Below are 23,480 nucleotides of genomic sequence, written 5' to 3' on the forward strand. Positions count from 1 at the left end.
CCGATCGATCTTCAATTTTGGCTCCCTGCGATATCACGTTTTCCGGGAGGTCCACTACAGCCTCCTCGGGGTGATTGACAGCCTGTGTCGCCCCTCACTCCAATAGATGATCAAGTTTTTCCACTAGCTTGGTGGGCTTGCAGGTCATTCTGGATCGACAATGTGATAACTAACTAATATGCCGACGAAGAGATTGATATGTAGCGTAGGGATATTGGCTTTTTCCGTGCTTCAGCAGGGATGCTCCAATTCCCTTGGCGCTCAACTTGCTGCGGTCGCAGTTGCTGAGCCATTTCTTGGGCGCTCGACAGGCGACATTTGTTCAGATAGTCCGGCTCAAGCATATGTTGCCGGCATCAGATGCGGCCGCATTGTCAGCCCGATAGACTCGGTAAACGTGAACTCGCGATGGCGATCTCCAAACGGCTTTTGCTTCTTGGAGTGGGCGTTAGCCTATAACAAAGCGGACCTTGTTGAGGAGGCTATTGTCAAAGGCGCTGATCCATTTAGATGTGATTCAAGAGGGTTTCCACTATTTATCGCTTTGAATCAGCTTGAAGGCGGGTATGGAGTTGAGCGCAAGAATTACTACTTGAATCGACTCAAGGAAGCAAAGGTGTTGAGTGAAAACTCAGGGGCGAAATTCATCAGATTTGGCTTGGAGAATAGCAAAACGGAATGGGTTCGATACGGCTTGGAACTGGGGCATCCGGTTAATGCGCCGTTGCAGGTCAAATACGACTACGGGAAGTTCAAAGACATATTTGCGGGAAAATCGCCAATCTATGTCGCGTCGCTGAAATTTCTGATCTACAACACGCCCGCGTCGGCTGCTCCTGTCGAACTTCTTGTGCGGCAAGGCGCCAGAATTGATCCAGGGATATACGCGTGGATTGCCAACGACCCCGGTCGATTTAAGGATGGCGAAGTTGAGAAACTTGGAGCGCTCTTGAATCCGCTGAATAATGGTTCGCCCGAGTTGGCCGGCCCTCGGGAGACCACAGTTCGACAGTGAATTTCAACGTCAAAGTGTGAGAGCTTCCCGGGATGCCCCGGACACCTTGCGATGTTGGCGCCCTGATGTGGCCTAGTTCCCCGGTGGGAGATACCGATCCTTCAACACCAGTGCTGCGCCGCGGTGCGCGATGTGAGAGAAGCGCAGGATGTCCGAAGTGCCGTAGATGATCTTGAAGTACTCGCGGCTGGGGTTGCGAACGATACGCTCGACGCGGTAGTGCCAAGTCTGCGAATGTTGCGACCTGCCATACACCTCATCGTCCACGATGACCTTGGCGGTGTCAGGATCGAAGGAGAAGCACGGTTCGTTCGATGACACGAGATGCGCCCGGTACTGGGCTTCGGCAGCCACCCCGCGATTGCGCGAGGACTGCCGGCCAGCATCGCTTCATGATATTCACTGCTATCGACAGAAAGAAAAAGCCCCACTCGCTTGCACGAATGGGGCTTCAATTTTGGCTCCTCGACCTGGGCTCGAACCAGGGACCTACGGATTAACAGTCCAGGGCTGCCGAGGATGCGAACCTCCCTAAGCCCAAGATCCGTAAGACTTCATCTACCGAGGTACCGGTACTTGATGAAGAAGCCGAACCAAAGCCTAGACTGACATAGATGAGGGTGTGCTGGACATGAAAATTAGTCAACTGAATCAACGAGTTAGCGAGCTATCGGCTGAGTGAAAACCGGGAATGGCGTCGGCCGGCTGTCTCGGTGTGCCGTCATGGCAGCACCAGCTTGGCTTGAAGCGGAAGATGCCTAGTTCAGGGCCGTCACATGCCTTCACCAGATGCGCGGCGTGCGGCGTGTCACGAAGTGCCGACAGTCATCGCCCGGATGCTGTTGTGCCTTGAAATGGACTGGTGTCAACTCAAACCGCCTTCCGCGCGTTGAGAGCGTGTCAGCGGTTGTAGAACCCTTCATCGGCCTTTAAAAGGGGTGTCAGTATGAGCAACTTCGCGTTCGACCAAGACCAAGGTCTCCATATGCAAGCTTGCGGCTCGCCGCGCAAGGACGGCTGCAGCAAGGCGCTGCCTCGCGGGAGGGCGCTGAACATGCAGGCCTGCGGTAGCCCGCTTGAAATGCAGGCGTGCGGTTGATTGGTTTGGGCTTTAAGACTTAGGCCATAGCCGAATCTCAGGTTGGTTTTTTGTGGGCAGCGTTCTTTGCGCAGTTTGCCCACATATTCCATTTCCACGCCCACACTAGTACATCGCGTCCTTCAGTCCCAGAGAGGCTGCGGCAGGCCAATGTGTTGTTTCCGAGAATACATTTCTCAGCAATCAGCGGCGGATGGACTTTTGAGTCGCTGATGGTGACTCCTTTCGGAAGGATCACATGTGCATAGGCATTTTGAAGCTGAAATAGCGTTTTGAACGCCAAGCCTTCGTTGTCGCCGAGGTGGCCATTAGTAATGTGCCAACTGTATGTGGCCTTGCCATCTACCAGTGGAATATTGAATTTTTTACGGGGGTAGGGGCATTCGGGACATGGCTCGTCCACACTTGGTACGGTAATCTCATTGTCCCCACTCTTCCGAGTGACGCGAATAAGCGCGTTTCCGTTAGGTTGAATGCTCGGCTGATAAACGCCCAGGGATTTTGGTCTGACTTCGATTGTGTCTATAAGCTCTACCTCGTCCGTTTTTTTTGGCGAACAGGTGCTCTTCCCAAAATCCGCAACTCTGACTATGTCGACGCAGGGGGACTCCTCTGTGCACGCTGAAGCAATGTGACCTTCTCCGGATACGGTTGCCGTCAACCGCCTGTCCATGCACTGAATAAAGTTGAGTTGCTTCTGGGTACCTTCTCTGCTGTCGGGGAACTCCCCAGGGGCATTCATGATGCTGTCGATGAAGGCGCCTGTCTTTATGGATTTTTCAGAGATTCCCGCCTTGAGCGCTACTTCAGCACTCTTTTGAATTTTCCCTCCGCAAGAGAAGGCAAAAAGACTGACTTGCTTTTCGCTGACCACCCGCGATGCAGAAGGTGCCCCTTGAATTGGAGATGACGCGACTAACGGCGGCGCAGGTTCGGTCTTTGCAGCAGCCTCCTCGCCGATTGGTCCTTGTATAAAAACCCATAGAGCCGCAAGCAGTGTGAGAACCGCAATCGCGAAAAGCATGAGCAGCCCTATTGGCCAAGGCTTCGGAACATGATCAGACGCTGGCGCGCCTACGGGTACCGAAGGCGCTTCCGCCTTGCTATTTCCCCTACGATTCCTCGTCACCACAGCCCTCCCGGACGTAGCGCGCGTTCTCGAGACGCGATGGCGTCGTTCAACACGCGGTGACATCGTCTCACGCACACATGGCGGCATCAATCAGCAGATAGTCAGAATTAACTATGCCTCCTGGACGTAAGAGCCGCCCGTAAGCGCGAGTGTTCGGTGAGCCGGGGCAGAGTTGAGCTGCTCATGAGCCTTTTCCGCAGCATTCGTGTTTGCACGAACGCGTCAACGCCGTACGAGATCAAAATCAGCGGCTCAGTTGGCTCCCATGGAGGTGGCCATGGACACGCAAGAGCTGCGGTTCGTCGGCCTCGACCTGGCGAAGCGCCTGTTCTGGGTGCATCTTCAGTCTGCAGACGGACGGGACCTCGGTAGCCGAAGCCTGACTAGGGCCGAGTTGGAGCCCTTTTTCGCGGCTCTACCTCCATCGGTTGTAGCCATGGAAGCGTGCGTCGGAGCCGGCTACTGGTGCGAAGTCTTTGCCGGTCACCCTCCCTGGTCGTTGTCTCGATCTCATGGCTGTCCCGGACTAGGGCCTGCCATCGGCTCAATAGGTTCTGACTCGGACTGAGGCGGCCAGGAGACCCGCAGCCTTTTCTTCTCTCAGCGCTGTGTACGCCGATCCCGGCAGAAATGGGATGTCCATGTTGAGGTACAGCACCGTGTCTGCCTTCAACACGAAGAATTGCGGCGTCACCGACGGGCCACCGATCGCATGTTCCCCGGGATCGATGACCGCATGGTTCGCAGAGTAAAGGTGGGCGACTTCTCGACCATCTACTGCCACGACCCACGAGCCAGCAGACCCCTTAAACATCCGTTCCCTGATCACCACGAGCAGAGCCTTCCCCGTGCTTGGGCGGAGGGCGGCTGCTTGTTGGGATGCTGGCATGACCAGAGCCTGTGGAGCACCACATCCGGTGGCGGTCAACGCGGAAAGAACTGCAAGTCCGAGGGCAAGTCGACGACGCATTGGGTTCCTCTTGACGGATGCAGATGGCCGCCTGGGCGCGCCGTCAGGTTTGGGACGGAGTCAAGACGGCATAGAAGCGAATTATGTCGATGGCACACAAGCGCCTTCCACCGATGCTCAATCCCTTGTGACGCGAGAACGTTCTGATTACGTTGCGCCGAGCCACTTCGCTTGCTTTGGCGATGACGCAGGCGTTGTACACATCCATGTATGACGCCGCCTCCAGTAGGTTCGAGTTCCCGGGTTCAGTTTGGTAGCGACTGCACTTGCTGCAAGCCGGCACAAGCGCCAGCGAGCGAAGATCAGGAACACAGCGGTCGGCGGCGGTTCCGCATGAGCATCGAGAAGTCCACGGCACGGTGTCGATCGCATCGATGAGTTGGCGAAGGACTGGCCGAAGGCTAGGAGCGGACCGTCTGCGTCCTCCTTGGTGAGGACATAGTGCACGTAGTTGGGGTCGGTGAGGCAGATTTGCAGTGCGTCTTTTCCATGATGGGCTCCAAAGTCGATTGTGTAAGGTTGCATTGCGATCACAGGTACTTTCAGGGTTGTGCGTAGATGCCCGCATAGGCCCACGCTGGGCCAAGGGATGGGGGTTGTCATCCCCTGGCGCCAGTCGCGGCTCTACGGGTGGTTTGTGGGGCGAGTCGGGCCTGGGGTCAGGCGGCGGCGGGGACTGGGGACGGAATCAGGATGGACGCGCTGTTGGCCGCCGCTTGGAGGGCGTCAGAACTCAGGTGGGCATACCTCGTGGTGACCTTCGGGTCGGAGTGCCCAAGGATCTGCTGCACCTCGTACAAGGTGCGTCCGCTGGAGACCAGAAGCGACGCGTACTGATGTCGAAGGTCGTGGATGCGCAGATGGGGAACGCCAGCCTTCAATCGGAGCCTCGACCAAGCCTTCATGATGGTCGTGTAGGGGCGTCGGGTCTTGAGATTGACGAAGACATGCTCGTAGTCATCCTCGGTGCCGAGTTGGTCCAGCACCATGAGAGCACTTGGGTTCAAGGGCACCGACCGCATCCGCTTCGACTTGGAGTTTTTCGCTTGGATGCGCCACGTCCGACTTCCTCGATCGACATCCTTCCATTCCGCCTGCAGGGCCTCATTCAGTCGGCAGCCCGTGCTCAGCAGAAACATGCAGATCATGCACACCATGCGGTTCTCATCGTTCCGTAGAACGTCGACCAGGCGCTTGAGGTCTTCGCCTTGTAGGTAGTGCTCGATCCTGTTGTCTGCGTTGAACTGCTTCACGCCGATGATCGGGTTGGTGTCGATGAGACCCCAGCCGACCGCGAGATTGAGCGAGGACCGCATGAGCTTCAGATGGTGATCGGCGGACGCGGGGCTCAGACCCTCCTGATCGCGTAGCGAGGTGTGGAACTGCTGCACCCGCTGGCGGTTGAGCTGGTTGAGGCGAACGCTGCCGAACGATCCCTTGATGCGCAGCCGATAAAGCTCTTCATCCCGTTTCCATGAGCGCTTGTGGGCTTTGGCGTAGGGAAGATAGGTGTCCTCGAAGAACGCGGACAGGATCGGCGCCTCCTTCTGTCGCTTGGACTCGGCGCGCGGACTCTCACCCTGATTGACCTTGGCCTTGAATTGGATGGCCGCCTTTCTGGCGTCCGTGAGACTGATCTGCGAGGTTCGTCCGATCTTCTGGTGGCAGGTCTTGCCCGAGGCGTCCTTGTATCGATAGGCGTACGTGCCCTGGCCGGGCGTGCTCTCTCGCACCTCGACATACATCCCAGGGAGGTCCTTGGGGATGAACTCGATACGGCCCTTTCCTGGCGGGCAACGTAGGCCGTTCTTGATGAAGTCTTGGTTCATGTCTACTTGGGGCATGGCTCTCCTTGGGGAAAAAAACAATGCAGCGGCCGCACCTCTCGACATGAGTCATGAGGCGGGCCAGGGGGGGGTGGTTAGGGGAGGGAGGGTAGGAACTTCTTCTTAGCCAAGGAGCAAGGAGCAGCGGTGACCCGGTCTGCGCTGCGATGCCCCCCCGCGCCTCTTCACCGGTCGCCGGTGCCGGCGGTCAGAACGCCTCACCGTTCGCTTGTTGAGGGGCAACGGGCGAAGTGACAGGCACATTCAGATCGGCCCCGGGTTCACGCAGCACTACAGGCCACTTGTAGATGCCGGTGTTCTTCTTGGGATCACCGTAGAGATCTCGCAAGAATGCCCCGGCCTCTCGGCATTGCGGATTAGTTGGTTGCGTGATGCCACAACGGACAAGCACTTCCCGAGCTGTTAGCGATACGGCAGAGGTAGATGGTCCAACGTCGAGGTGCGTCTGAAGCAGATCGGCAATTGCGGTGGTGGCTTGGTGAGCCTTGTTGTGCTCTTCGAGAAGGGCCTCCTCGTCTTTAGCCGAGTGCCATGTCTTGCCTGCCTCGAAGTCTTCAGCCAGTTGCGCGTATAGCTGTTGAAGATCGATGCCATGTCGGAAGTCGATGGCGACCACCGGAATGGTCCAGAAGCGAGTGTTGCCGGTGGTATCTACGAGAAATGCTGCGTCATTGACGGAGGCGCCGAAGACAGTTTGGCGCGGGTACTCCGAATCGGCTCTGTCGTATGGCCGACGTACCTTGTCGACATCAGCGGTCAACGCTCCCTTCAACCGAGCAATGTCCTTCTTGAAACTTGAGTCCAACTCGCCCAGCTCGACGATCCAATGGGATATCGCTGTGACGAGGCTGTCTTTTGAGCTCGGATCGAGATGATGGCCTGGCAAGAAGCAGTCGATGAGGTGAGGCGGCATCAGGGAGCGGAAGAAGGAGGTCTTACCTAGCGACTGACGACCTTGAAGTACGAGTACGCCTCGAGCCTGGAATCCCTTTGGCGTGCAGGCGGCTGCAACCGCGGACAGCAGCCATTTCCGCATGAGGATGTTCCGGAGGTTGGGGGGAAACGGATCAGCCACAGTCAGCAAAGCGAAAAACTGCGGCAAGCGGTCAATCCCATCCCATGGCAACGATCGAATCCATGCAGCGACGGGGTTCATCGCGTTATCGCCGGCAATCGCAGCCAAGTAGGTGCTGATGTGAGCTGTGGTCAGCTTGTTCCGCTCACAAACGCTCTGGATGCTGGCGAAGGCCGAATTTGCATCTTTGAATGCAACCCCGTCGCGGCGAATCATCATCTGTTTGCGAATGACGTCAAACCCAACGTCAATCCCATCGTGGCGCAGCGCGTAGGCAAAGTTGTTGAGGGTCGAAGGAGGTAGGCCGCGTTCCGCAGCGGGCTGCTCGGGGAATAGGTTGACTGGAACGCGTCTTGTCTCGCGACGGTCGTAGGTAGCCGCAAGTGCGTGGGCGCGGGTGTCCTGTTTGTCTCGTGGGCTAAGGTGGTCGATGGAGGTCATTCGGATCTTTCGTAGCTTCGGAAGTCTTGGTCATGATTTCTTTCGAGGGGGCCTCGAAGGTTCGAGTTGGGCGACGCTTCTTCCCGTCGACGACAACACTCGCTTGGGCGACTTGCCTGTTGACGGCTTCGGGAAAAAGCGCCGGATGAAGCATCTAAGACGTCCGCGGACCTGCATGTCCGGGACGACGCTTCTGTCCATTAAGGAAACTATCCGTACATCGCACAAACTTGGGCGTGCGACCTCGTGCACGGAGGAGGATGGATTGCGGTCTGCTGTCCTCCCCCAAGAGGCCGTAGCGGTACGACTCTCAGTCGATGTTCCGCACGACGATGTACGGCGTCCAGGCCGAAGCCCAGCTACTGATGCTGTTGGGAAGGAGTGCCACAGGAAGGTCGTCGTCTGTAGCTTGCAGCGCAGCCAGGAGGATCGAGTCTTGATAGGTCATGGTGAGTTCTAGTGAGTGTGGTGGTAGTAAAAGAGCAGCACGATTACTGCAAACGTGGTGAGAATCGCGGCGAACGCGGGGAAGAGGAAGGTGAAGATTCCGACGCAGACGATCCCGACCGTGCGAGTCGTCTTGAAGGCGAAGCTGAGGATGGCCGCAGCGAGTAGGGCGAAAGCGAGAGATGCCATTGGGTGTCCTGGTTGTGAACGGTCGGTATTGGCTCGGTATTGGTCACCGAGACCGAAGGGAAGTCTCCGAGGCGTTCAAAATCAAGAACTTACGACTGTGGCGTCGACGGCACCTGCGGACTAGAAATACAACCTACAGTTATTGGTCCGTCGTTGCTTTAACCCCCTTTCTGCGCCCCTTTCCGCTTTCGGGCCGGGCGTTGTCGCCTAGTGAGGTTTCCGTTTCAGCCAGAGCATTAATGCCGAAGACGAAACTCTCGACAGCTCCTCGCTTGTGAACCCGTGGGTTTTCCGGGTTGAGTTCGACCACCCCAACAGACTTCAGCGCCGCCAATAGGAAGCCGGCGTTATTGATCGACAGCCCTGCGTAGAGCGGTTGTAGGGTGTTGAACGTGAGAGGCGTGTCGTCCGGCAAAAGGTCATCGACGGCCTTGAAAGAAATCCATTTGTTGTTGAAATATCCCTTCCCAGAGTTTTCAACCACACGCATGTGGATGGACTTTTCTTCATCGCAGCCAACGTGGAAAATGAGGTTGGAGCGACCAGAAAGGGAAGGGCAAGATGCGACGGTAAGGACGCGCAGATTGGATGCTTCTGACATTTAATCTCCTTGTTAATGAAGGTTGTTCCTTCATATAAGATGCAGATTTATCCGCGTCTCATTTTTTGAAGCGTGTCGATGAACGCGTCCTGATACATGCCGGCCAGATCCACAAGCGCCAAGACCTCGGCGACGTCGCGATCCAGTCCGCCATCGAACTCCCTCACAGCGCTACGTTCTTCCCATGCCTCCCGCAACTCCGGGCTGAGCGCCTGGATGATGTCCTCGACCTTCAAACTCATTGGTTAGCTCCATTGCGTTTTGAAACGCCCATAAAAAAAGCCACACGAAGGTGGCCTGGTGGTTGAGGAATGAATCTCATATTCGCGCCCTTTGGTTCGTGCTGAACTCGGACAGCATGGCGAGTAGACGCAAGTCTGTGGAATTTTTGGGGATTAAAAGGAACACCCCGAAGCCGTCATCTCTAATAATGTAGAGAAGACCATACCAATGCTCCATTTCAAGAATTTCATCCCAGGAGGGTGAGAAATCGATGGTTCCATGAGGTTGTCCGCTGCCGCGCATCTCAAGTGCCGAGCAGCCGATATATGCAGTGGCGCACTCCGCTTGATCCTCTGGCGCGAAGACTGCGATGTTCAATAAATCGCCATAGTCGCAGTCATACTCATCTAAATCGCCTAGGCGTTGGAGGAACTCTCCGCTTAGGTCTTTGTCCTGGTGCTGGTTGAAATAAGAATTCATGGCGTTCGTATCGCCAAGTAGAAGCATAGGCATTTCCTTTTAGGCAAAGAAAAAGCGCCCAGGGATTGCTCCGAGGGCGCTTAGGTGGGAAGGACAAGGGGCTATCGGCAAGGACCCCTCTCGTTAACGTGTACTACCAGGGGACTCTCTGGGTCATAGCGTCCCTTCTCAAGTAGGCCAGGCTGCACTGCATAGAACGGTTGGAAGCCCCCGTAGCCGCCGAATCCGTTCTTGGCATTGAACTCGCCACAGAGCACAACTAGCTCAACAGGCGTCTGCCATTCGACGTTGCGAAACTGGGCAGATGAAGGGTCATTCAAACGGCTAACGATCTGCTGCTTTGCTTGCTCGATGAGCTCGCGCTTCGGCATCTCTGGAGGCAACGGGGGCCCATCCTCCGATCGGCCGCATGCGGCAAGCAACAGTGAGAGGGTGATAGCGGGCATGACCGCGGACGCGAGGCGCTCAGGCGCAAAGGACATACAAAGACCTCCTTGGTTGAGTGATGCGGAAGGGCAAGGCCCTAGGTGCGTGTTACGACTAACGTAACGACAATTATGTGCGCTGTTACGAGACTCGAAACATGTCTCGTGGCTCAAGCACCTCTGTCGTCGGACGCCGAATGCGCGCCCGCAGGGAGGAGCTTGGGTGGTCTCAGGAGAAGGTCGGCGTGGACATCGGGATCGATGAGTCCAGCAGCAGGGCCCGCATCAGCCGATACGAGTCAGGCGTGCATGAGCCGCCGGTGCAGACTGCTCAGGCCATTGCACGGGCACTGCGGGCACCTCTGGCGTACTTCTACTGCGAAGACGAAGGTGTAGCCGCGCTACTACTGGCATTGCACCAGTTGCGGCCGGAGGAGCGAGCGGTGAGGGCGAGCCAATTTGCCCTCATGCTTAAGCTAGAAGACTGAACAGCCCCTTTTGTTCAGGTGCGCGAAAACGCGGGGCCGACAATTGAACGGGTTGCCGTTGCGATTGGTGCGTAGACAGAGCGGGAATGAGCCTCAATTAGTCCGGCAACCGGTATTAGGTCGTGCGGCAACTTGCAAAGACGCTTGTCGCCCCCGGATGAATTTCCTTACTCGTCTTGTAAGTAGATGGCGGTCATAGCGCCGCTACGGCGTGCCCACCTCACAGCGGCACAGCACCGATACCCGCTTAAGTTGCTCGGAGCTCCGCAATACGACTAAATTTCACGTCGCCATGACAATAATGCGCGTATGCGCTCCGCCAAGTTCTCGTCGCCCTTTATCACAATGCGCAGATCAGCGAAGCCGATAGAAATGGCGATTCTGCAAGACAAGATATTTCGACACTCCCTCTCCGTAGGGCAGGTCGTTGAGGGCGATATGGCGCTTAGTAAACCGATGGCTGCTTGGCTTATCGTTTTATATCATATTGCCGCTGAGGTGGCGTTAGGCTCTGGAAGGCTAATCGGCGCAACCCGTCGATCAACTATCTTTTCCAAGATCCGCATCCATTTTATGCCAAAACGGCTTAGAACCGAATCGTCCTTCGCAGATAGTAATTCCACTAACAGTGCCTCGTGATTTTTTTCGTGCACACCAATTGTGTCTAGATGCGCGATCCAACTGGATACCCATCTAGGATTTTCACGAGCCAAGTTTAGTATTTCATGGGCAAAGTCTTTTAGTGGCGTCGATGAAAAATCCAAGCCGCCGACCGTGAGCAGGCGTGCCGCATGTTTTTGAGCCTGCGTCCCATTGTGGAGTTTCGCTCTTAGAAGCGCGGGTACCATACTCATGCATGTTAACGGGGGAGACAAGCTGAGTCCGCAACATACATCTTGCTCTATGCCGCGCGCAGCAGCGAGATTGAAGACCTCTTGCCAAGCAATTTCTAGTTCCTCCTTGTTGTCAGGGGATTCGGTCAACCAGAACCCTTCGCGCAGACTCCACTTGATATCCTTTAGAAGATCAAGCTTCCTGTCCCCTGGAATACTTGCTAAAAGTATTGCAAGCGCCAACTCTCCCGCCACGCTATGCCCGTAAGCGTGTGCTGCGTGGAGAAAGTCTTGAAGGGGCGGAATATCCGCAAGGGTGATGCGTTTAGCCACCTTACTTAGCCCGAAGGCGGATAGCTGAGTAAGTATTGCGGTGATAGTGCTATCGGGTGATAGGCTTGGTAGAGCAGCCGTCAGTTCCTTCAGGAACACAATCTCTTCCTGAACATTTGCGACACTGTGTTGCCATCCGGTGCCACAAAAGGCGGCGCCAAATGCTTTGTCCCCAACTTCGAACTTATTTGGCTGCCCAAGCCATGCGATGGGCAACTTTCGAAGCTTTGCCCAACGGGACCAAAGTGAAGCAGTTCCGAGTTTTCCCTCCATGATGGATTGCTCGACTTCAGCTAGCGGAGCCCCTTGCCCCAGCGCTTCCAAGCACACATTGAACTGCCATGGGAAAATGTACGAGGGTTCGAACTTATTAGTGTGCTTTAGAAATTTGGCGAAGTGCTCCACCAAGGTGCTTTCCGTCGGACTTCTTAGAAAGTCGGCGCAGCATTGGAGTTGACGCCAATCGATATGTGCTTCGGATAAGTCCTCTCCATTTAATTTAAGCTTTTCGTATTTATCGATATCGAATACGCCGGATAGGCTGTTGTGGAGGGCGCGCTGCTGTTTTGAAACTAGCGATATTTCATTACGTGAGCCAAGAGCTAAAATTCCCTCGACAATAGTTTGATCGAATTGATTCTTGAGCCCTGGTGCTCTTGCTCTTCGCAATTGGCGAACGATGAACTGGAAGCTCGCCTTCTTAAGGTTGTGTGTCAACACATTGGCAAAAAATCCACCCATAGTGTCTCCCCCATCAAAATGATAGAGGAGAAATGTGTTCAGCTCCGGATCATTCCAGGGGAATTTCTCGGCGATTAAAGTTCTTGCCCATTCTTCGCCTTCCTCGGCCAGGATAATAATGCATGTCCATGTGCCAAAGGGAAATCCACCGCCGACGGCGCGATCAGTTGATTCGCCAATCAGAATCGCTCCAGCTTCACGTTTAAACTGAGAGACTAGAGTCTGCCGTTCTTCCCAGAGCGGGCGATCAAATAGAAGTGAAGCTAGGCGCGCTAGGCGACGAATGTTGGCTGGCTGCTTCCGACATGCGTCGTCGGCAAGCATTGCTAGCGCTAGTTTCGACCCGACTAGGGTGAGTGCATTGGCATTGTCGTTTAGCGGTTCATTCAACTCGCCACATATGGAGATTAGAGAATCCACCAAGGATTCTTTGGCAAAAAATATTCGCCCCGCAATAAATAGAACGACATTTCTCCAGTATGGAAAGGCGGCGATTTTTTCTAGGGTTTCCTTGACGCGCGTATCTTCCCCGTCGAAGACGTGTTCCGCAGCCATGAATTCTTGAAGCGAGCGAATTTCAAATCCGATCTCGTGCTCAGTATTTCCAACCAATAGAACTAGGCGGTCGGTTGCCGCCTTGCGAATCTGTGAAACTAGATATTCTAGATGCGCGTCTTGCTCATGCCCTTTGGAGAGTAGACGACTGCGGACGAGTTGATCGAATTCTGTATGAGTAAGGCGTGCCGCAGTTCTTCCGACTTCTGCATTTCGCTGTTGAAGAATCCACCCTGCTCGATGATGTATCCAATGAATATCTGCCTCATAGTCTTGAAGAATTTTTGAGAATCCGGTGCCGCGCTCCTTTTCTCTTTTGAAAATCGTATCGTAATATTGGTAGAATAGCTGCCAACGTTGTTCCGGTGGGTGTCCACCTAGTTCGATCAGGGACAGCATGATCGTCACCTGGAGTGGCGATTCCATCAGCCGCGCGGTCGCGGGGTTAGCGACAGCCAACGAAAGGGTTTTGGTGAGATCGTCGATGCGAGTTCTGGCAGCTGCGTGGCGAGCCTCGGCCAACCGTTTTCCGTAATGCAGCGCCTCCTTCGGGTGTAAGGGTAAGAGATTCAGGTGGGCGTAGTTGGTCGTGTCGAATTCATCAGAATATCCTTGAGGCCTCGTCGTCGCAATAACCAAAAGATCGGCATCTGCCTGGAATGCTTCGATCCTTACAAAGTCATTGATGGCGTCCATCATCAATGCCCGGTTACTCGAGGCTGGTACTTCATCAAGGCCGTCTAGAACTAGCAGCCAAGGATAGCTGCGGAGCCATAGGCGAAAGTCCGAGCTTTCAATATGACTTGTGGTCCGAGCCGAGATCTGTCTCGTCAGAAACTCGAGGAGCGATGTTGCGCCATTTCCGTCCGATGCTGCCAAAGACTCTGCAAGTTTCTTTAAATCTACTCTTAAGGGGTAACGATAGGCGGACAGGGGAGGCAAGGAAGAGCTCTGACTTAACACTTCGTTAAGTGCGCGTTCTACTGCCGAGTCAAATCGCTTAGCTGTTGCTCGGAGTAGGGATGCTCGCATAATTTGACATGCGAACACTCCAGCGGTGGTTTTTCCTTGTCCGGGTCCGCCAATAACTACAAAGCGTCCGCTTCCTTCTTGTGTATTCTGTGCAATTGCGGCGTGTGATGGTAGCTGAATCGAAGGCTTAAGCACGAGCGCAGCCTCGCGGAATATATTGGTGAGTATTGTGTCTCGTTGTTGGTTGGGTTCCGCGCCCGTGGCAATAGTATTGTTGGATCGTTCGACAGGGAGGTCGACAAAAACGTTGGAGAGGGCGATTTGATTGGCGTTGGTATAGCCGCCTTGGCTCAATTTTGCGTATTGATCATCAAGTAATTCATGCTGCAAATGCCTCTGCATTATCGAAGCGAAATCTGGTCGACGCGGTTTGATCTCAGCAATGACTGCTGATAGCACGTCGCCAGAAACAATGAACGGGAGAAAACTAGTTCTGATGGATGCGTTGCCATCCAGCATTCGGCAAATTTGATCGCCGTCCCAGATGGCGAAATCGCGAAGACCATGGCTTCGCTTCTTCTCTTCTAGAAATGCGGTAACTCGATCTTTTCCGCCGGCCGTCAGATATGGGCTAAGTCGTACGTTAGTTGCAAAAACGTAGTAATCCGGGCACATACGTTTCTGCGCAGTTCTGGCCGCACTTGTAGGACGGCGGGGCGCTGGCTTGAGCTTTTCAAATTCGCCTCGCAGTTGTGCAAGTACCCAGTCGGCGTTATCTTTGGCTTTGGCCGCTGGCTGTTGCAGAAATTTGGCTTGAATCGTCCCGTAACCGTCCCACGGAGCAGCCTTGGGGTAATCTGCGATACCAACAAAGGAAGCCTCTCGTCCGCCGTCCGGTCCGTCGCCAAAAATAACTACCTGTTGGCCGAGAACGGATAGCGAGAGCGATTGAACGAGCTGTTCAAATGAGCGCGTGTTTAGGCGTTCGAGCTGATAGTCGTTCATTGGTCCTCCCTTATCGTGCTGATGCACTTGTTTCGTTTTGAAGCGTATGCCATGCGCGGTGAGACATCCATCAGCGATTCCGAGGGGGGGGGCGACACGCCCGTGCTTCGTCGCGGTGAGAGCGGCTGGTTGCAACCGCGCATAAGAACTGTTCACAGTCCTCTACGGTTGGAAAAGTTCTAGGAAGACGGCGCGCGAATCGAGGCCTCGCCGCGCGCCAAAAGAAAAAGCCCCCGACACCTTGCGATGTTGGGGGCTTCAATTTTGGCTCCTCGACCTGGGCTCGAACCAGGGACCTACGGATTAACAGTCCGGCGCTCTACCGACTGAGCTATCGAGGAAAAGTCTGCTCAGATCCAATCGATCTGAATTCTTGGGCCAGCGTCTTCGGTCGGACACCGGCTGAAAAAGAACGAAGGTCCGAGGACCTTCGTTTTCTGACCTTGGCTCCCCGACCTGGGCTCGAACCAGGGACCTACGGATTAACAGTCCGGCGCTCTACCGACTGAGCTATCGGGGATCAGAGCCTAAGAGTATACACAGAAAAATCAGACCCTCACAAGACCCACTCCACCGACGCACGCCATGTGCGATTGGCGAGCGGGTACAGGTAGACGTGGCCGTATTGGTAAGGCGACTCGCGCCACGCACGACGGTTCGTCGCGTTGTCCACGCCGACGCGCCAGATCAGCAGTTGCCGCCCGACGTTCTGCTCGTAGCGCGCGCCCAGGTCCAGGCGTGTCCAGCTCGGGATCGCCACCGAGTTGTCCGGCACCACCATCCGCTTGCCTTCGTAGACCACGCCCGCCAGGAGCTCCAGCCCGGGGACGCCCGCGCCGTGCCGCGCCTGCAGCTTCAGCACCGTCTCCGGCACGTTCGTCGGCTTGAGACCGTTGAGCGCCGCGTCCGCGCTGTCGTCGCGGCGGGCACGCAGTTTCATCGCGCTCGCCATCAGGCCGCCGCCCGTCCACTTCAGGTCGGCCTGCGCTTCCACGCCGCGGTGGTTCTGCTTGCCATCGATGCGGCTTTCGAGCAGGTCCTCGCCGCCGACCACCACCGGCACATCGCTCGTCGCCGGCTTGCTGATGTCGAAGTAGTTGATCGACCAGTCCACGGTGCGGCTGCCCGACTTCAGACCGATCTCCCATTGCTTGCTGCGGATCGCCGCCAGCGGCCGGCCCGCATTCACATAGATCGGCAGGTTGGGCGCGACGGCCGACTCCACGCCCTCGCCCCAGCTCGCATACGCCAGCAGTTGCGGGTCGATCGCGTAGCTCACACCCAGCCACGGCGTCGTGACCGACTGGCGATAGCTCGTCGCTTCGTCGCTCCCGCCCGTGGGCACGTTCACCTTGAACGACTCACGATCCAGCCGCGTGTGCCGCACACCCAGCCAGCCCTGCCATTGCGCGCTGAACTGCATCGCGTCGCGGAAGTAGAACTCGGTGCTGCGCTCGGTACGGTCCGTGTTGGTCGAGCCCAGCGTCGGGTCGGCCACCGTCGGCAGCGTGCCGTCGATGTTGCCGGTGCCCGCCCAGTTATAGGCCTGACCCTGCAGCCGGCTCTTGTAGCGCGAGAACAGCACGCCCGTCGACACCTGATGCTCGATGCCGAGGACGTTCAGCTTGCCTTGCGCGGACAGGTCGAGCGCATCGCTGTTGCGATGCTCGTTGTCGCTGCGGAAGTCGTATTGATCGAAGGTGCCGTCGGGGCAGTAGGTGCTCGGGTAGTAGGTGCCGTCGCCCGCGGTGCAGCCGAACGGATAGGCGAGGCGGTCGTCGTTCACCAGGCGCTGGATCGCCGCGTGCGCCTGCAGCTTCCAGTCGGCGTTCAGCTGATGCTGCACGCGCAGCGAGGCGGTGCGGCCTTCGAAGACCACCGGCTGGCTCCACGACTGGTTGTTCAGGTTGATGCGCGGATCGATGGCCTTTGCGTCGGGCAGCTTGTCGCCGAGCAGGCTGAAGCCCGGCTGGCTCGGCTGGGACTGGCGGCTGATCTCGACCTCTGCCTCGACCAGCGTGTCGCGCGTGACGCGCCAGTCGCCGGCGACGGCCATCATCCAGCGGTTGCCGTCGGCATCGCGCAGTTCGGGGCGCAGCTTGGCGGCCTCGATGTTCACGCGCAGGCCGAAGGCCTTGTCGTTGCCGTGACCGTCGCCGAAGCGGTGGCTCCAGTCCATCGCGGACTCGATCGTGCCGCGTTCGCTGACGCCGAGGCGCACGCTGGTGAGCTCCACCGTCGGGCGCTTCACGACGAGGTTGACCAGGCCGCCCGGTGCGCTGGTGCCGGCCTGGATGCCGGTCGTGCCCTTGATGACCTCGACGCTGCTCTTGTTGGCCAGCGACAGCGCGGTCTCGGCGTTGATCGGCAGGCCATCGCGGCGGTAGTTGAAGCGGTTGTCGAGGTCGTAGCCGCGGATCTTCAGGTAGGAGACGTACCCGGCCGAGTTGTACGAGTCGCCCACGCTCGCGTCGAGCAGCGTCAACCCGGCGAGGTTGGACAGCCCGCGATCGGTGAGCTGCTCGGCGCTGACGATGCTCGCCTGGATCGGGAGCTTGGCGACCGGCGTGTCGCCGAAACCGCCAGCCATCACGGGCGCTTCGGACGTGCCCTTGACGACGACGCTGGGCAGGGCGGGGGAGGTCGCCTGCGCGTTGGCCGGAGCATTGGTAGATGCATTTGCCGGCGCGGCGGCGGACGTCGTCGACTGCGCGGCGGCATGGACCGAGACGCCGGCGGCGATCAGCGCCATCGCGAGCCGATGCAGCGGGAAGGAATTCAGAGCGGACGAAGTTGCCATCGATGTGCCGAAGCCAGAAATGCGATGGCAGGTCGGCAAACCGGACACGCCGATGAGAAGGCGGCGTGCGGGACACGAGGCGTGTCGAAGGCATGCTTCCCTGCGCGAGGATTACCTCAATCAGGTTCAAAGGGACTTTCTCAGCCGCGCCGTCGACGGATCGATGGCGCAGCACCCCTAGCGAAACTCGCCGGGCGGGCCGGCGAGTGATGGTGATTCTAGTCGAGCATCATTGCCCGCGGCTCCGGCCAGGCCTGCCGCGCGCCGATGGCCGTTCCCGCTTGTCCGCCGCAAATGCAGTTCACGCCGCCGCGGCGCAGCTTCGTCTCCTGGCGCTCGCAAGTGGTCGGGTCGATGACGACACTGACTCCATCGACACAGCAAACGCCTTCAGGAGATCGACATGAACGCCACCCGCCTCAGCATCACTTCCGCCACCAACACCACCGTCAAGGCTGTCGCCTTCGGTGCCATCGCGGCGCTGGCTCTGGGCCTCGGGATCGCTCATGCACAAGGGCAGCGCGAGATGCGCGCCTCGATCGTCACGCTGGATCCGGTGGTCATCACCGTGAAGCGCGAACAGCTGCCGACCGTCTACATCACCGGCCGTCGCAGCGCCGACGCGGTCGACACGCAAGTCGCCTTGGCCGAGTGAACGTCCCAGGTCGCGCTGTATCGATGGAGCGATCCACGGACTGACGCCCTCGGTTCGCTCCCATGCAAGACGCCCGGCTGATGCCGGGCGTCTTGCTTTGTGCAGCGCTCGGGCGATTGTTGCGGCGATCACAACGGCCCATTGCGACGCGGGCCGTTTATCCAAGCAGGGGCCGCGCCTAACCTTCAGTCATCGGCAAACGAAGCCGGCCCAAGACCCCTGACACACCGATCCAACGCTCTCTCAAAGGAACCCATCATGACCGCCAAGACCCTGATCGCCTCCGCCCTGATCGCCCTGTCCGCCGCCGCCGTGCCGGCCTTCGCGCAGAGCTACAGCCACCTCGACCCGATCACGCAGGGCCAGAAGAGCCGCGCCGAAGTGCTGGCTGACCTGGAGACCTATCGCGAGTCTGGTCTGGCCGCCGTCGATCGCACCGAAGACTTCGCGCTGAACGCCACCCAGCGCGCCAAGGCCGAAGCCCGCTACGCCGAACTGAAGTCGTCGCCGAAGTACGCCGCCCTGGTGCAGCGCTTCGCCGCCAAGGAAGGGAAGGGCGCCGCCACCGAAGGCGTGTCGGCCCGCTGATCTCCGATCCCGCCCTCGCAGCGCCGCCCGGATGCAAGTCCTGGCGGCGTTCTCCATTGCAGCGTTTAAAGGCACTTTCCGTTTGTCCGCCGCAGATGCAGTTCACGCCGCCGCCGCGCAGCTTCGTCTCCTGAGGCACGCAAGCGGGTGGGTCGATGACGACACTGACTCCATCGACACAGCAAACCGCCTCAGGAGAACGACATGACCACCACCCGCTTCCACATCGCTTCCGCCACTGAAACCACCGTCAAGGCCGTCCTCTTCGGCGCCGTGACCGCCGTGGTGCTGGGCCTGGGCATCGCCCACGCCGAAGGCCTGCGCGAGATGCGCGCCTCGATCGTCACGCTGGATCCGGTCGTCATCACCGTGAAGCGCGAACAGCTGCCGACCGTCTACATCACCGGCCGCCGCGACACGTCCGCCGACGCGGTCCAGATCGCTTCCGCCCAGTAAGCCCTGACGGTTGCGCTGTATCGATGGAGCGAGCCTCTGGCTGACAACGCCTCTACCGCTCCCCCCAAACGCCTGGCCTGAGCCGGGCGTTGTGCTTTCTGAAGGCCGCAGCCCGCCTACTTGACCTGGAGAAGTTCCAGGAGGGCTTCAAGTGCTTCGGCGTGATGCTCTCGAGTCAGGCTTTTGATGGGATGTTGCGCCAGCTGCGCGTATATGCGAGCCAGCGATTCAGGGGAGCGGGTGCTGTCCTCAAGAATTGTGAAAGCCTGCCAGGAGACTTCAAAGTTCCCCGTGAGGACTAGGGTCACCAGCGACTCCAGGTGCTCCGACTGATCGAAGGCAGACAACGCATACACCAGTGTGCCGCGATGGTTGAGGTTCTCTGGCCGATTGATGGCGCTCCACAGGACGGGGACCGCTCGCGCGTCGCCGCGGTTCATCAGGTCGAGCGCCGCCACATGTCGAACGCCGGGATCCGTGCTCTCAACCTCCTGGAGCAGGGCCTCGATGGATTTCACGGACGTCACGTGCTGACGCCAACGCCATTCGCAGGCTGGTTCAGCCGGATCTCCGAGTATCTTGACCGGAAGGGGTCGCCAGCGATCTTCAAGGTCCCAAGGGCTCCGAGCTCTTGCATGCGATAACTCAGGAACTCAAAGGGCAGATCCGGGAACCTCTGTTCGAAGTCGTTCATCACCCTGGCGATGACAAGAGCGACCTTCTGCCATCTGGTGCTGGATGCGCTCAGCAACAGCGCATCCACCTGAGACACCTCGCCCGGCGTCAGCGCGCGCACGGCCGCGAGTTCCTTGTCGGAGAGGGCGTCCCACGGGTGTTGATCGTCGTCCAAGTCAGATGCCATGTCGAAGGTTGTCGATGACAAGGGTACACGCCCAGATCGGCACCACGCTCCAGCACCAGCGATTCACCGGCCACCGGCCCGTGCGAAGGCGCAGCGCGAAACACCACGTCGCGAAGCCGATATCGAAGAGCCAGGCCAACACCGCCACGGGCATCGCCCGCAGCGCTCAAACGAGCGCTGCACCGCTGTCGGCGCCGGGCACATCCGCCAGCTCGGGTTCGATCCAGCAGCAATTGGCCGACAGCAGGTTGAAGAACCCTGGCCGCAATCAGGGGCGTCGTGAGGGCGCTTGAGGGATTCATTCCGACTCTCAAGACATGGAGCAAGCACTGTCGCGTGGTTCGTGGAGGGGACTGCGAAGTCCGTTGCGCAGGTGACGGCAGCTCGGCGTGGCGCACCGGCTCGGCTGAGGGCGGACGATTGTTGCGGCGATCACAACGGCCCATTGCGACGCGGGCCGTTTATCCAAACAGGGTCCGCACCTAACCTTCAGTCATCGGCAAACGAAGCCGGCCCAAGACCCCAGACACCCCGATCCAACGCTCTCTCAAAGGAACCCATCATGACCGCCAAGACCCTGATCGCTACCGCCCTGATCGCCTTGTCCGCCGCCGCCGTGCCGGCCTTTGCGCAGAGCTACAGCCACCTCGACCCGATCACGCAGGGCCAGAAGAGCCGCGCCGAAGTGCTGGCTGACCTGGAGATCTATCGCGAGTCTGGTCTGGCCGCCGTCGATCGCACCGAAGACTTCGCGCTGAACGCCACCCAGCGCGCCAAGGCCGAAGCCCGCTACGCCGAACTGAAGTCCTCGCCGAAGTACGCCGCCCTGGTGCAGCGCTTCGCCGCCAAGGAAGGTAAGGGCGCCGTCACCGAAGGCGTGTCGGCCCGCTGATCTCCGATCCCGCCCTCGCAGCGCCGCCCGGATGCAAGTCCTGGCGGCGTTTCTCATTGAGGGCACCCGATGGTGCTTTCCGTTTGTCAGCCGCTGATGCACTTCACGCCGCCGCCGCGCAGCTTCGTCTCCTGGCGCTCGCAAGTGGTCGGGTCGATGACGACACTGACTCCATCGACACAGCAAACGCCTTCAGGAGATCGACATGAACGCCACCCGCCTCAGCATCACTTCCGCCACCAACACCACCGTCAAGGCTGTCGCCTTCGGTGCCATCGCGGCGCTGGCCCTGGGTCTGGGGATCGCTCATGCACAAGGGCAGCGCGAGATGCGTGCCTCGATCGTCACGCTGGATCCGGTGGTCATCACCATGAAGCGCGAACAGCTGCCGACCGTCTACATCACTGGCCGTCGCAGCGCCGACGCGGTCGACACGCAAGTCGCCTTGGCCGAGTGATCGTCTGAGGTTGCGCTGTTTCGGTGGAGCGGTCCACGGACTGACGCCCTTCGGTTCGCTCCCATGCAAGACGCCCGGCTCACGCCGGGCGTCTTGCTTTGTGCAGCGCTCGGGCGATTGTTGCGGCGATCACAACGGCCCATTGCGACGCGGGCCGTTTATCCAAACAGGGCCCGCACCTAACCTTCAGTCATCGGCAAACGAAGCCGGCCCAAGACCCCAGACACCCGATCCAACGCTCTCTCAAAGGACACCATCATGACCGCCAAGACCCTGATCGCTACCGCCCTGATCGCCCTGTCCGCCGCCGCCGTGCCGGCCTTCGCGCAGAGCTACAGCCACCTCGACCCGATCACGCAGGGCCAGAAGAGCCGCGCCGAAGTGCTGGCTGACCTGGAGATCTATCGCGAGTCTGGTCTGGCCGCCGTCGATCGCACCGAAGACTTCGCGCTGAACGCCACCCAGCGCGCCAAGGCCGAAGCCCGCTACGCCGAACTGAAGTCCTCGCCGAAGTACGCCGCCCTGGTGCAGCGCTTCGCCGCCAAGGAAGGCAAGGGCGCCGCCACCGAAGGCGTGTCGGCCCGCTGATTTCCGATCCTGCCCTCGCGGCGCCGCCCGGATGCAAGTCCTGGCGGCGTTTCTTATGGAGAGCACCCGGTGGCGCTTTCCGTTTGTCCGCCGCAGATGCAGTTCACGCCGCCGCCGCGCAGCTTCGTCTCCTGAGGCTCGCAAGCGGGTGGGTCGATGACGACACTGACTCCATCGACACAGCAAACCGCCTCAGGAGAACGACATGACCACCACCCGCTTCCACATCGCTTCCGCCACTGAAACCACCGTCAAGGCCGTCCTCTTCGGCGCCGTGACCGCCGTGGTGCTGGGCCTGGGCATCGCCCACGCCGAAGGCCAGCGCGAGATGCGCGCCTCGATCGTCACGCTGGATCCGGTCGTCATCACCGTGAAGCGCGAACAGCTGCCGACCGTCTACATCACCGGTCGCCGCGACACGTCCGCCGACGCGGTCCAGATCGCTTCCGCCCAGTAAGCCCTGACGGTTGCGCTGTATCGATGGAGCGAGCCTCTGGCTGACAACGCCCCATGCCGCTCCCACCGAACGCCTGGCCTGTGCCGGGCGTTTTTCTTTTGGCGACTGGAATGCAAGATCCTGGACTGGTTGACATCGGCGCAACAACCATCTCCCACCAAGGGGGGAGCGACCGACCGCCGGTGTCGCACCCGATCCGCTCCGCCCTCGTATCCATCCACGGTTTCGAAGAAACCTCCATGGCGCGCAGGAAATGCAGTGGAACTCGATTGCTGACGGATGAATTCAGATGAATACACTGAACTTGTCCCAACGTTTTCCAGTCACCGCCATGAACCCGAGCAGTTCACCTCCCACCATGGAGCCGCTGTCCGCCCGCGTCCCGAGCGACCTCTACTTCTGGTTGTCTCAGCTGCAAGTCGAAGGCGCGGCGACCAACAGTGACAAGCTCCGCGTCCTGCTCGGCCAACTCAAGCGGCAGCACGATGGCGCCTTCGACTACGTGACCGCTCATGCCTGGACCCGTGACCTGACCGCCCGACTGCGTGAATCGCTGGTCAGGGTGGAGAGCGAGTCCGGCGAGCATTCTGAAGTCGTCAGCCTGCTGCTCGACCACTTTGTGGGCGCGCTGGCGCTGACCATCAGCCAGGCGCCCGCCGACGCCGACGAGGCCCGCAAGTTCGAGGAAGCACTCGTGCGCCGCGCCTACGCGTTGACCGAGACCCTGCTCAGACAGGGGACGCCACTGACAGCGTCCGCCTATGACCCGCAAGTCGTGCGCCGTCACCTCGGCCCCACCCTCGAGCTTGCACAACCGCTGCATTCCGCTCCTCTTTCGAAAGGCAATTGAGATGA

Annotated in this window: 25 protein-coding genes, 2 tRNA genes and 1 riboswitch; of the genes, 11 read left to right on the plus strand and 16 right to left on the minus strand. The window is 58.7% G+C overall.

Annotated features, from left to right (window positions below; all coding sequences use genetic code 11):
* Window positions 1–226: 226 nt before the first annotated feature.
* A complete protein-coding gene (locus tag AC07O8_RS06225) occupies window positions 227–1,015 on the plus strand; it encodes a hypothetical protein (RefSeq protein ID WP_495047212.1) in 789 nt (262 codons plus the stop codon).
* A gap of 72 nt (window positions 1,016–1,087) precedes the next feature.
* Here the strand turns inward: AC07O8_RS06225 and AC07O8_RS06230 are convergent, their stop codons facing one another.
* The 10 genes from AC07O8_RS06230 to AC07O8_RS06275 form a co-directional block, all read right to left on the minus strand.
* Window positions 1,088–1,369: a hypothetical protein gene (locus AC07O8_RS06230; RefSeq protein WP_495047213.1), complete on the minus strand. Its 282-nt coding sequence runs from the start codon at window positions 1,367–1,369 to the stop codon at window positions 1,088–1,090.
* Window positions 1,370–2,151: 782 nt separating this feature from the next.
* The gene (locus AC07O8_RS06235; protein ID WP_495047214.1) at window positions 2,152–3,138 is read right to left on the minus strand and encodes a hypothetical protein; all 987 of its coding nucleotides are present in this window, start codon (window positions 3,136–3,138) and stop codon (window positions 2,152–2,154) included.
* Window positions 3,139–3,790: 652 nt separating this feature from the next.
* Complete coding sequence (locus AC07O8_RS06240; protein ID WP_495047215.1) at window positions 3,791–4,135, minus strand: hypothetical protein; 345 nt, start codon at window positions 4,133–4,135, stop codon at window positions 3,791–3,793.
* Between the two features lie 740 nt (window positions 4,136–4,875).
* Window positions 4,876–6,045, minus strand: a complete 1,170-nt coding sequence (locus AC07O8_RS06245; protein WP_495047216.1) for a site-specific integrase — start codon at window positions 6,043–6,045, stop codon at window positions 4,876–4,878.
* A gap of 205 nt (window positions 6,046–6,250) precedes the next feature.
* On the minus strand, window positions 6,251–7,579 hold the full coding sequence (locus AC07O8_RS06250; RefSeq protein WP_495047217.1) for a VapE domain-containing protein: 1,329 nt from the start codon (window positions 7,577–7,579) through the stop codon (window positions 6,251–6,253).
* Between the two features lie 310 nt (window positions 7,580–7,889).
* The gene (locus tag AC07O8_RS06255; RefSeq protein ID WP_495047218.1) at window positions 7,890–8,027 is read right to left on the minus strand and encodes a hypothetical protein; all 138 of its coding nucleotides are present in this window, start codon (window positions 8,025–8,027) and stop codon (window positions 7,890–7,892) included.
* Between the two features lie 8 nt (window positions 8,028–8,035).
* Window positions 8,036–8,215, minus strand: a complete 180-nt coding sequence (locus AC07O8_RS06260) for a hypothetical protein (protein ID WP_495047219.1) — start codon at window positions 8,213–8,215, stop codon at window positions 8,036–8,038.
* Window positions 8,216–8,354: 139 nt separating this feature from the next.
* Window positions 8,355–8,816 (minus strand): hypothetical protein, encoded by a 462-nt coding sequence (locus AC07O8_RS06265; RefSeq protein WP_495047220.1) that lies wholly within the window; start codon window positions 8,814–8,816, stop codon window positions 8,355–8,357.
* A gap of 47 nt (window positions 8,817–8,863) precedes the next feature.
* Window positions 8,864–9,058: a hypothetical protein gene (locus AC07O8_RS06270; protein WP_495047221.1), complete on the minus strand. Its 195-nt coding sequence runs from the start codon at window positions 9,056–9,058 to the stop codon at window positions 8,864–8,866.
* A 76-nt stretch (window positions 9,059–9,134) separates the two neighbouring features.
* Window positions 9,135–9,518, minus strand: coding sequence for a hypothetical protein (locus AC07O8_RS06275; RefSeq protein ID WP_495047222.1), 384 nt, complete (start codon window positions 9,516–9,518; stop codon window positions 9,135–9,137).
* A gap of 622 nt (window positions 9,519–10,140) precedes the next feature.
* Here AC07O8_RS06275 and AC07O8_RS06280 point away from each other — a divergent pair.
* Window positions 10,141–10,431, plus strand: a complete 291-nt coding sequence (locus AC07O8_RS06280; protein WP_495047223.1) for a helix-turn-helix domain-containing protein — start codon at window positions 10,141–10,143, stop codon at window positions 10,429–10,431.
* 482 nt (window positions 10,432–10,913) lie between these two features.
* Here AC07O8_RS06280 and AC07O8_RS06285 read toward each other — a convergent pair whose 3' ends face one another.
* From AC07O8_RS06285 to AC07O8_RS06300, 4 genes are all read right to left on the minus strand, one after another.
* Window positions 10,914–14,870 carry an NACHT domain-containing protein gene (locus tag AC07O8_RS06285; protein WP_495047224.1) on the minus strand — a complete coding sequence of 1,319 codons (3,957 nt, stop codon included), beginning with the start codon at window positions 14,868–14,870 and terminating at the stop codon, window positions 10,914–10,916.
* Between the two features lie 265 nt (window positions 14,871–15,135).
* A tRNA-Asn gene (locus AC07O8_RS06290) sits at window positions 15,136–15,211 on the minus strand.
* Between the two features lie 103 nt (window positions 15,212–15,314).
* Window positions 15,315–15,390 (minus strand) — tRNA-Asn (locus AC07O8_RS06295).
* Window positions 15,391–15,426: 36 nt separating this feature from the next.
* Window positions 15,427–17,670, minus strand: coding sequence for a TonB-dependent siderophore receptor (locus AC07O8_RS06300; RefSeq protein WP_495047225.1), 2,244 nt, complete (start codon window positions 17,668–17,670; stop codon window positions 15,427–15,429).
* 80 nt (window positions 17,671–17,750) lie between these two features.
* Window positions 17,751–17,859, minus strand: a riboswitch (TPP riboswitch).
* Between the two features lie 214 nt (window positions 17,860–18,073).
* Here AC07O8_RS06300 and AC07O8_RS06305 point away from each other — a divergent pair.
* The 3 genes from AC07O8_RS06305 (at window position 18,074) to AC07O8_RS06315 (ending at window position 19,369) form a co-directional block, all read left to right on the plus strand.
* Window positions 18,074–18,325 (plus strand): hypothetical protein, encoded by a 252-nt coding sequence (locus tag AC07O8_RS06305; protein ID WP_495047226.1) that lies wholly within the window; start codon window positions 18,074–18,076, stop codon window positions 18,323–18,325.
* A 258-nt stretch (window positions 18,326–18,583) separates the two neighbouring features.
* Entirely contained in the window at window positions 18,584–18,913 is a 330-nt protein-coding gene (locus AC07O8_RS06310; RefSeq protein WP_495047227.1) for a DUF4148 domain-containing protein, read from the plus strand.
* 204 nt (window positions 18,914–19,117) lie between these two features.
* Complete coding sequence (locus AC07O8_RS06315) at window positions 19,118–19,369, plus strand: hypothetical protein (RefSeq protein WP_495047228.1); 252 nt, start codon at window positions 19,118–19,120, stop codon at window positions 19,367–19,369.
* A 116-nt stretch (window positions 19,370–19,485) separates the two neighbouring features.
* Here the strand turns inward: AC07O8_RS06315 and AC07O8_RS06320 are convergent, their stop codons facing one another.
* Together AC07O8_RS06320 and AC07O8_RS06325 are read right to left on the minus strand one after the other, a co-directional pair.
* Window positions 19,486–19,887 (minus strand): HEAT repeat domain-containing protein, encoded by a 402-nt coding sequence (locus AC07O8_RS06320; protein WP_495047229.1) that lies wholly within the window; start codon window positions 19,885–19,887, stop codon window positions 19,486–19,488.
* 5 nt (window positions 19,888–19,892) lie between these two features.
* Window positions 19,893–20,231 (minus strand): DUF3658 domain-containing protein, encoded by a 339-nt coding sequence (locus AC07O8_RS06325; protein WP_495047230.1) that lies wholly within the window; start codon window positions 20,229–20,231, stop codon window positions 19,893–19,895.
* A gap of 14 nt (window positions 20,232–20,245) precedes the next feature.
* On the opposite strand from AC07O8_RS06325, the gene AC07O8_RS06330 reads away from it, so the two are divergent.
* The 6 genes from AC07O8_RS06330 (at window position 20,246) to AC07O8_RS06355 (ending at window position 23,475) form a co-directional block, all read left to right on the plus strand.
* Entirely contained in the window at window positions 20,246–20,524 is a 279-nt protein-coding gene (locus AC07O8_RS06330) for a hypothetical protein (protein WP_495047231.1), read from the plus strand.
* Window positions 20,525–20,793: 269 nt separating this feature from the next.
* Window positions 20,794–21,123, plus strand: a complete 330-nt coding sequence (locus AC07O8_RS06335; RefSeq protein ID WP_495047232.1) for a DUF4148 domain-containing protein — start codon at window positions 20,794–20,796, stop codon at window positions 21,121–21,123.
* Window positions 21,124–21,328: 205 nt separating this feature from the next.
* Entirely contained in the window at window positions 21,329–21,580 is a 252-nt protein-coding gene (locus AC07O8_RS06340) for a hypothetical protein (RefSeq protein WP_495047233.1), read from the plus strand.
* A gap of 258 nt (window positions 21,581–21,838) precedes the next feature.
* On the plus strand, window positions 21,839–22,168 hold the full coding sequence (locus AC07O8_RS06345) for a DUF4148 domain-containing protein (RefSeq protein ID WP_495047234.1): 330 nt from the start codon (window positions 21,839–21,841) through the stop codon (window positions 22,166–22,168).
* A 205-nt stretch (window positions 22,169–22,373) separates the two neighbouring features.
* Window positions 22,374–22,625 carry a hypothetical protein gene (locus AC07O8_RS06350; RefSeq protein WP_495047235.1) on the plus strand — a complete coding sequence of 84 codons (252 nt, stop codon included), beginning with the start codon at window positions 22,374–22,376 and terminating at the stop codon, window positions 22,623–22,625.
* Between the two features lie 289 nt (window positions 22,626–22,914).
* The gene (locus AC07O8_RS06355; protein WP_495047236.1) at window positions 22,915–23,475 is read left to right on the plus strand and encodes a hypothetical protein; all 561 of its coding nucleotides are present in this window, start codon (window positions 22,915–22,917) and stop codon (window positions 23,473–23,475) included.
* Window positions 23,476–23,480: the final 5 nt, after the last annotated feature.

The organism is Roseateles sp. GW821-FHT09G09 (assembly GCF_059415965.1).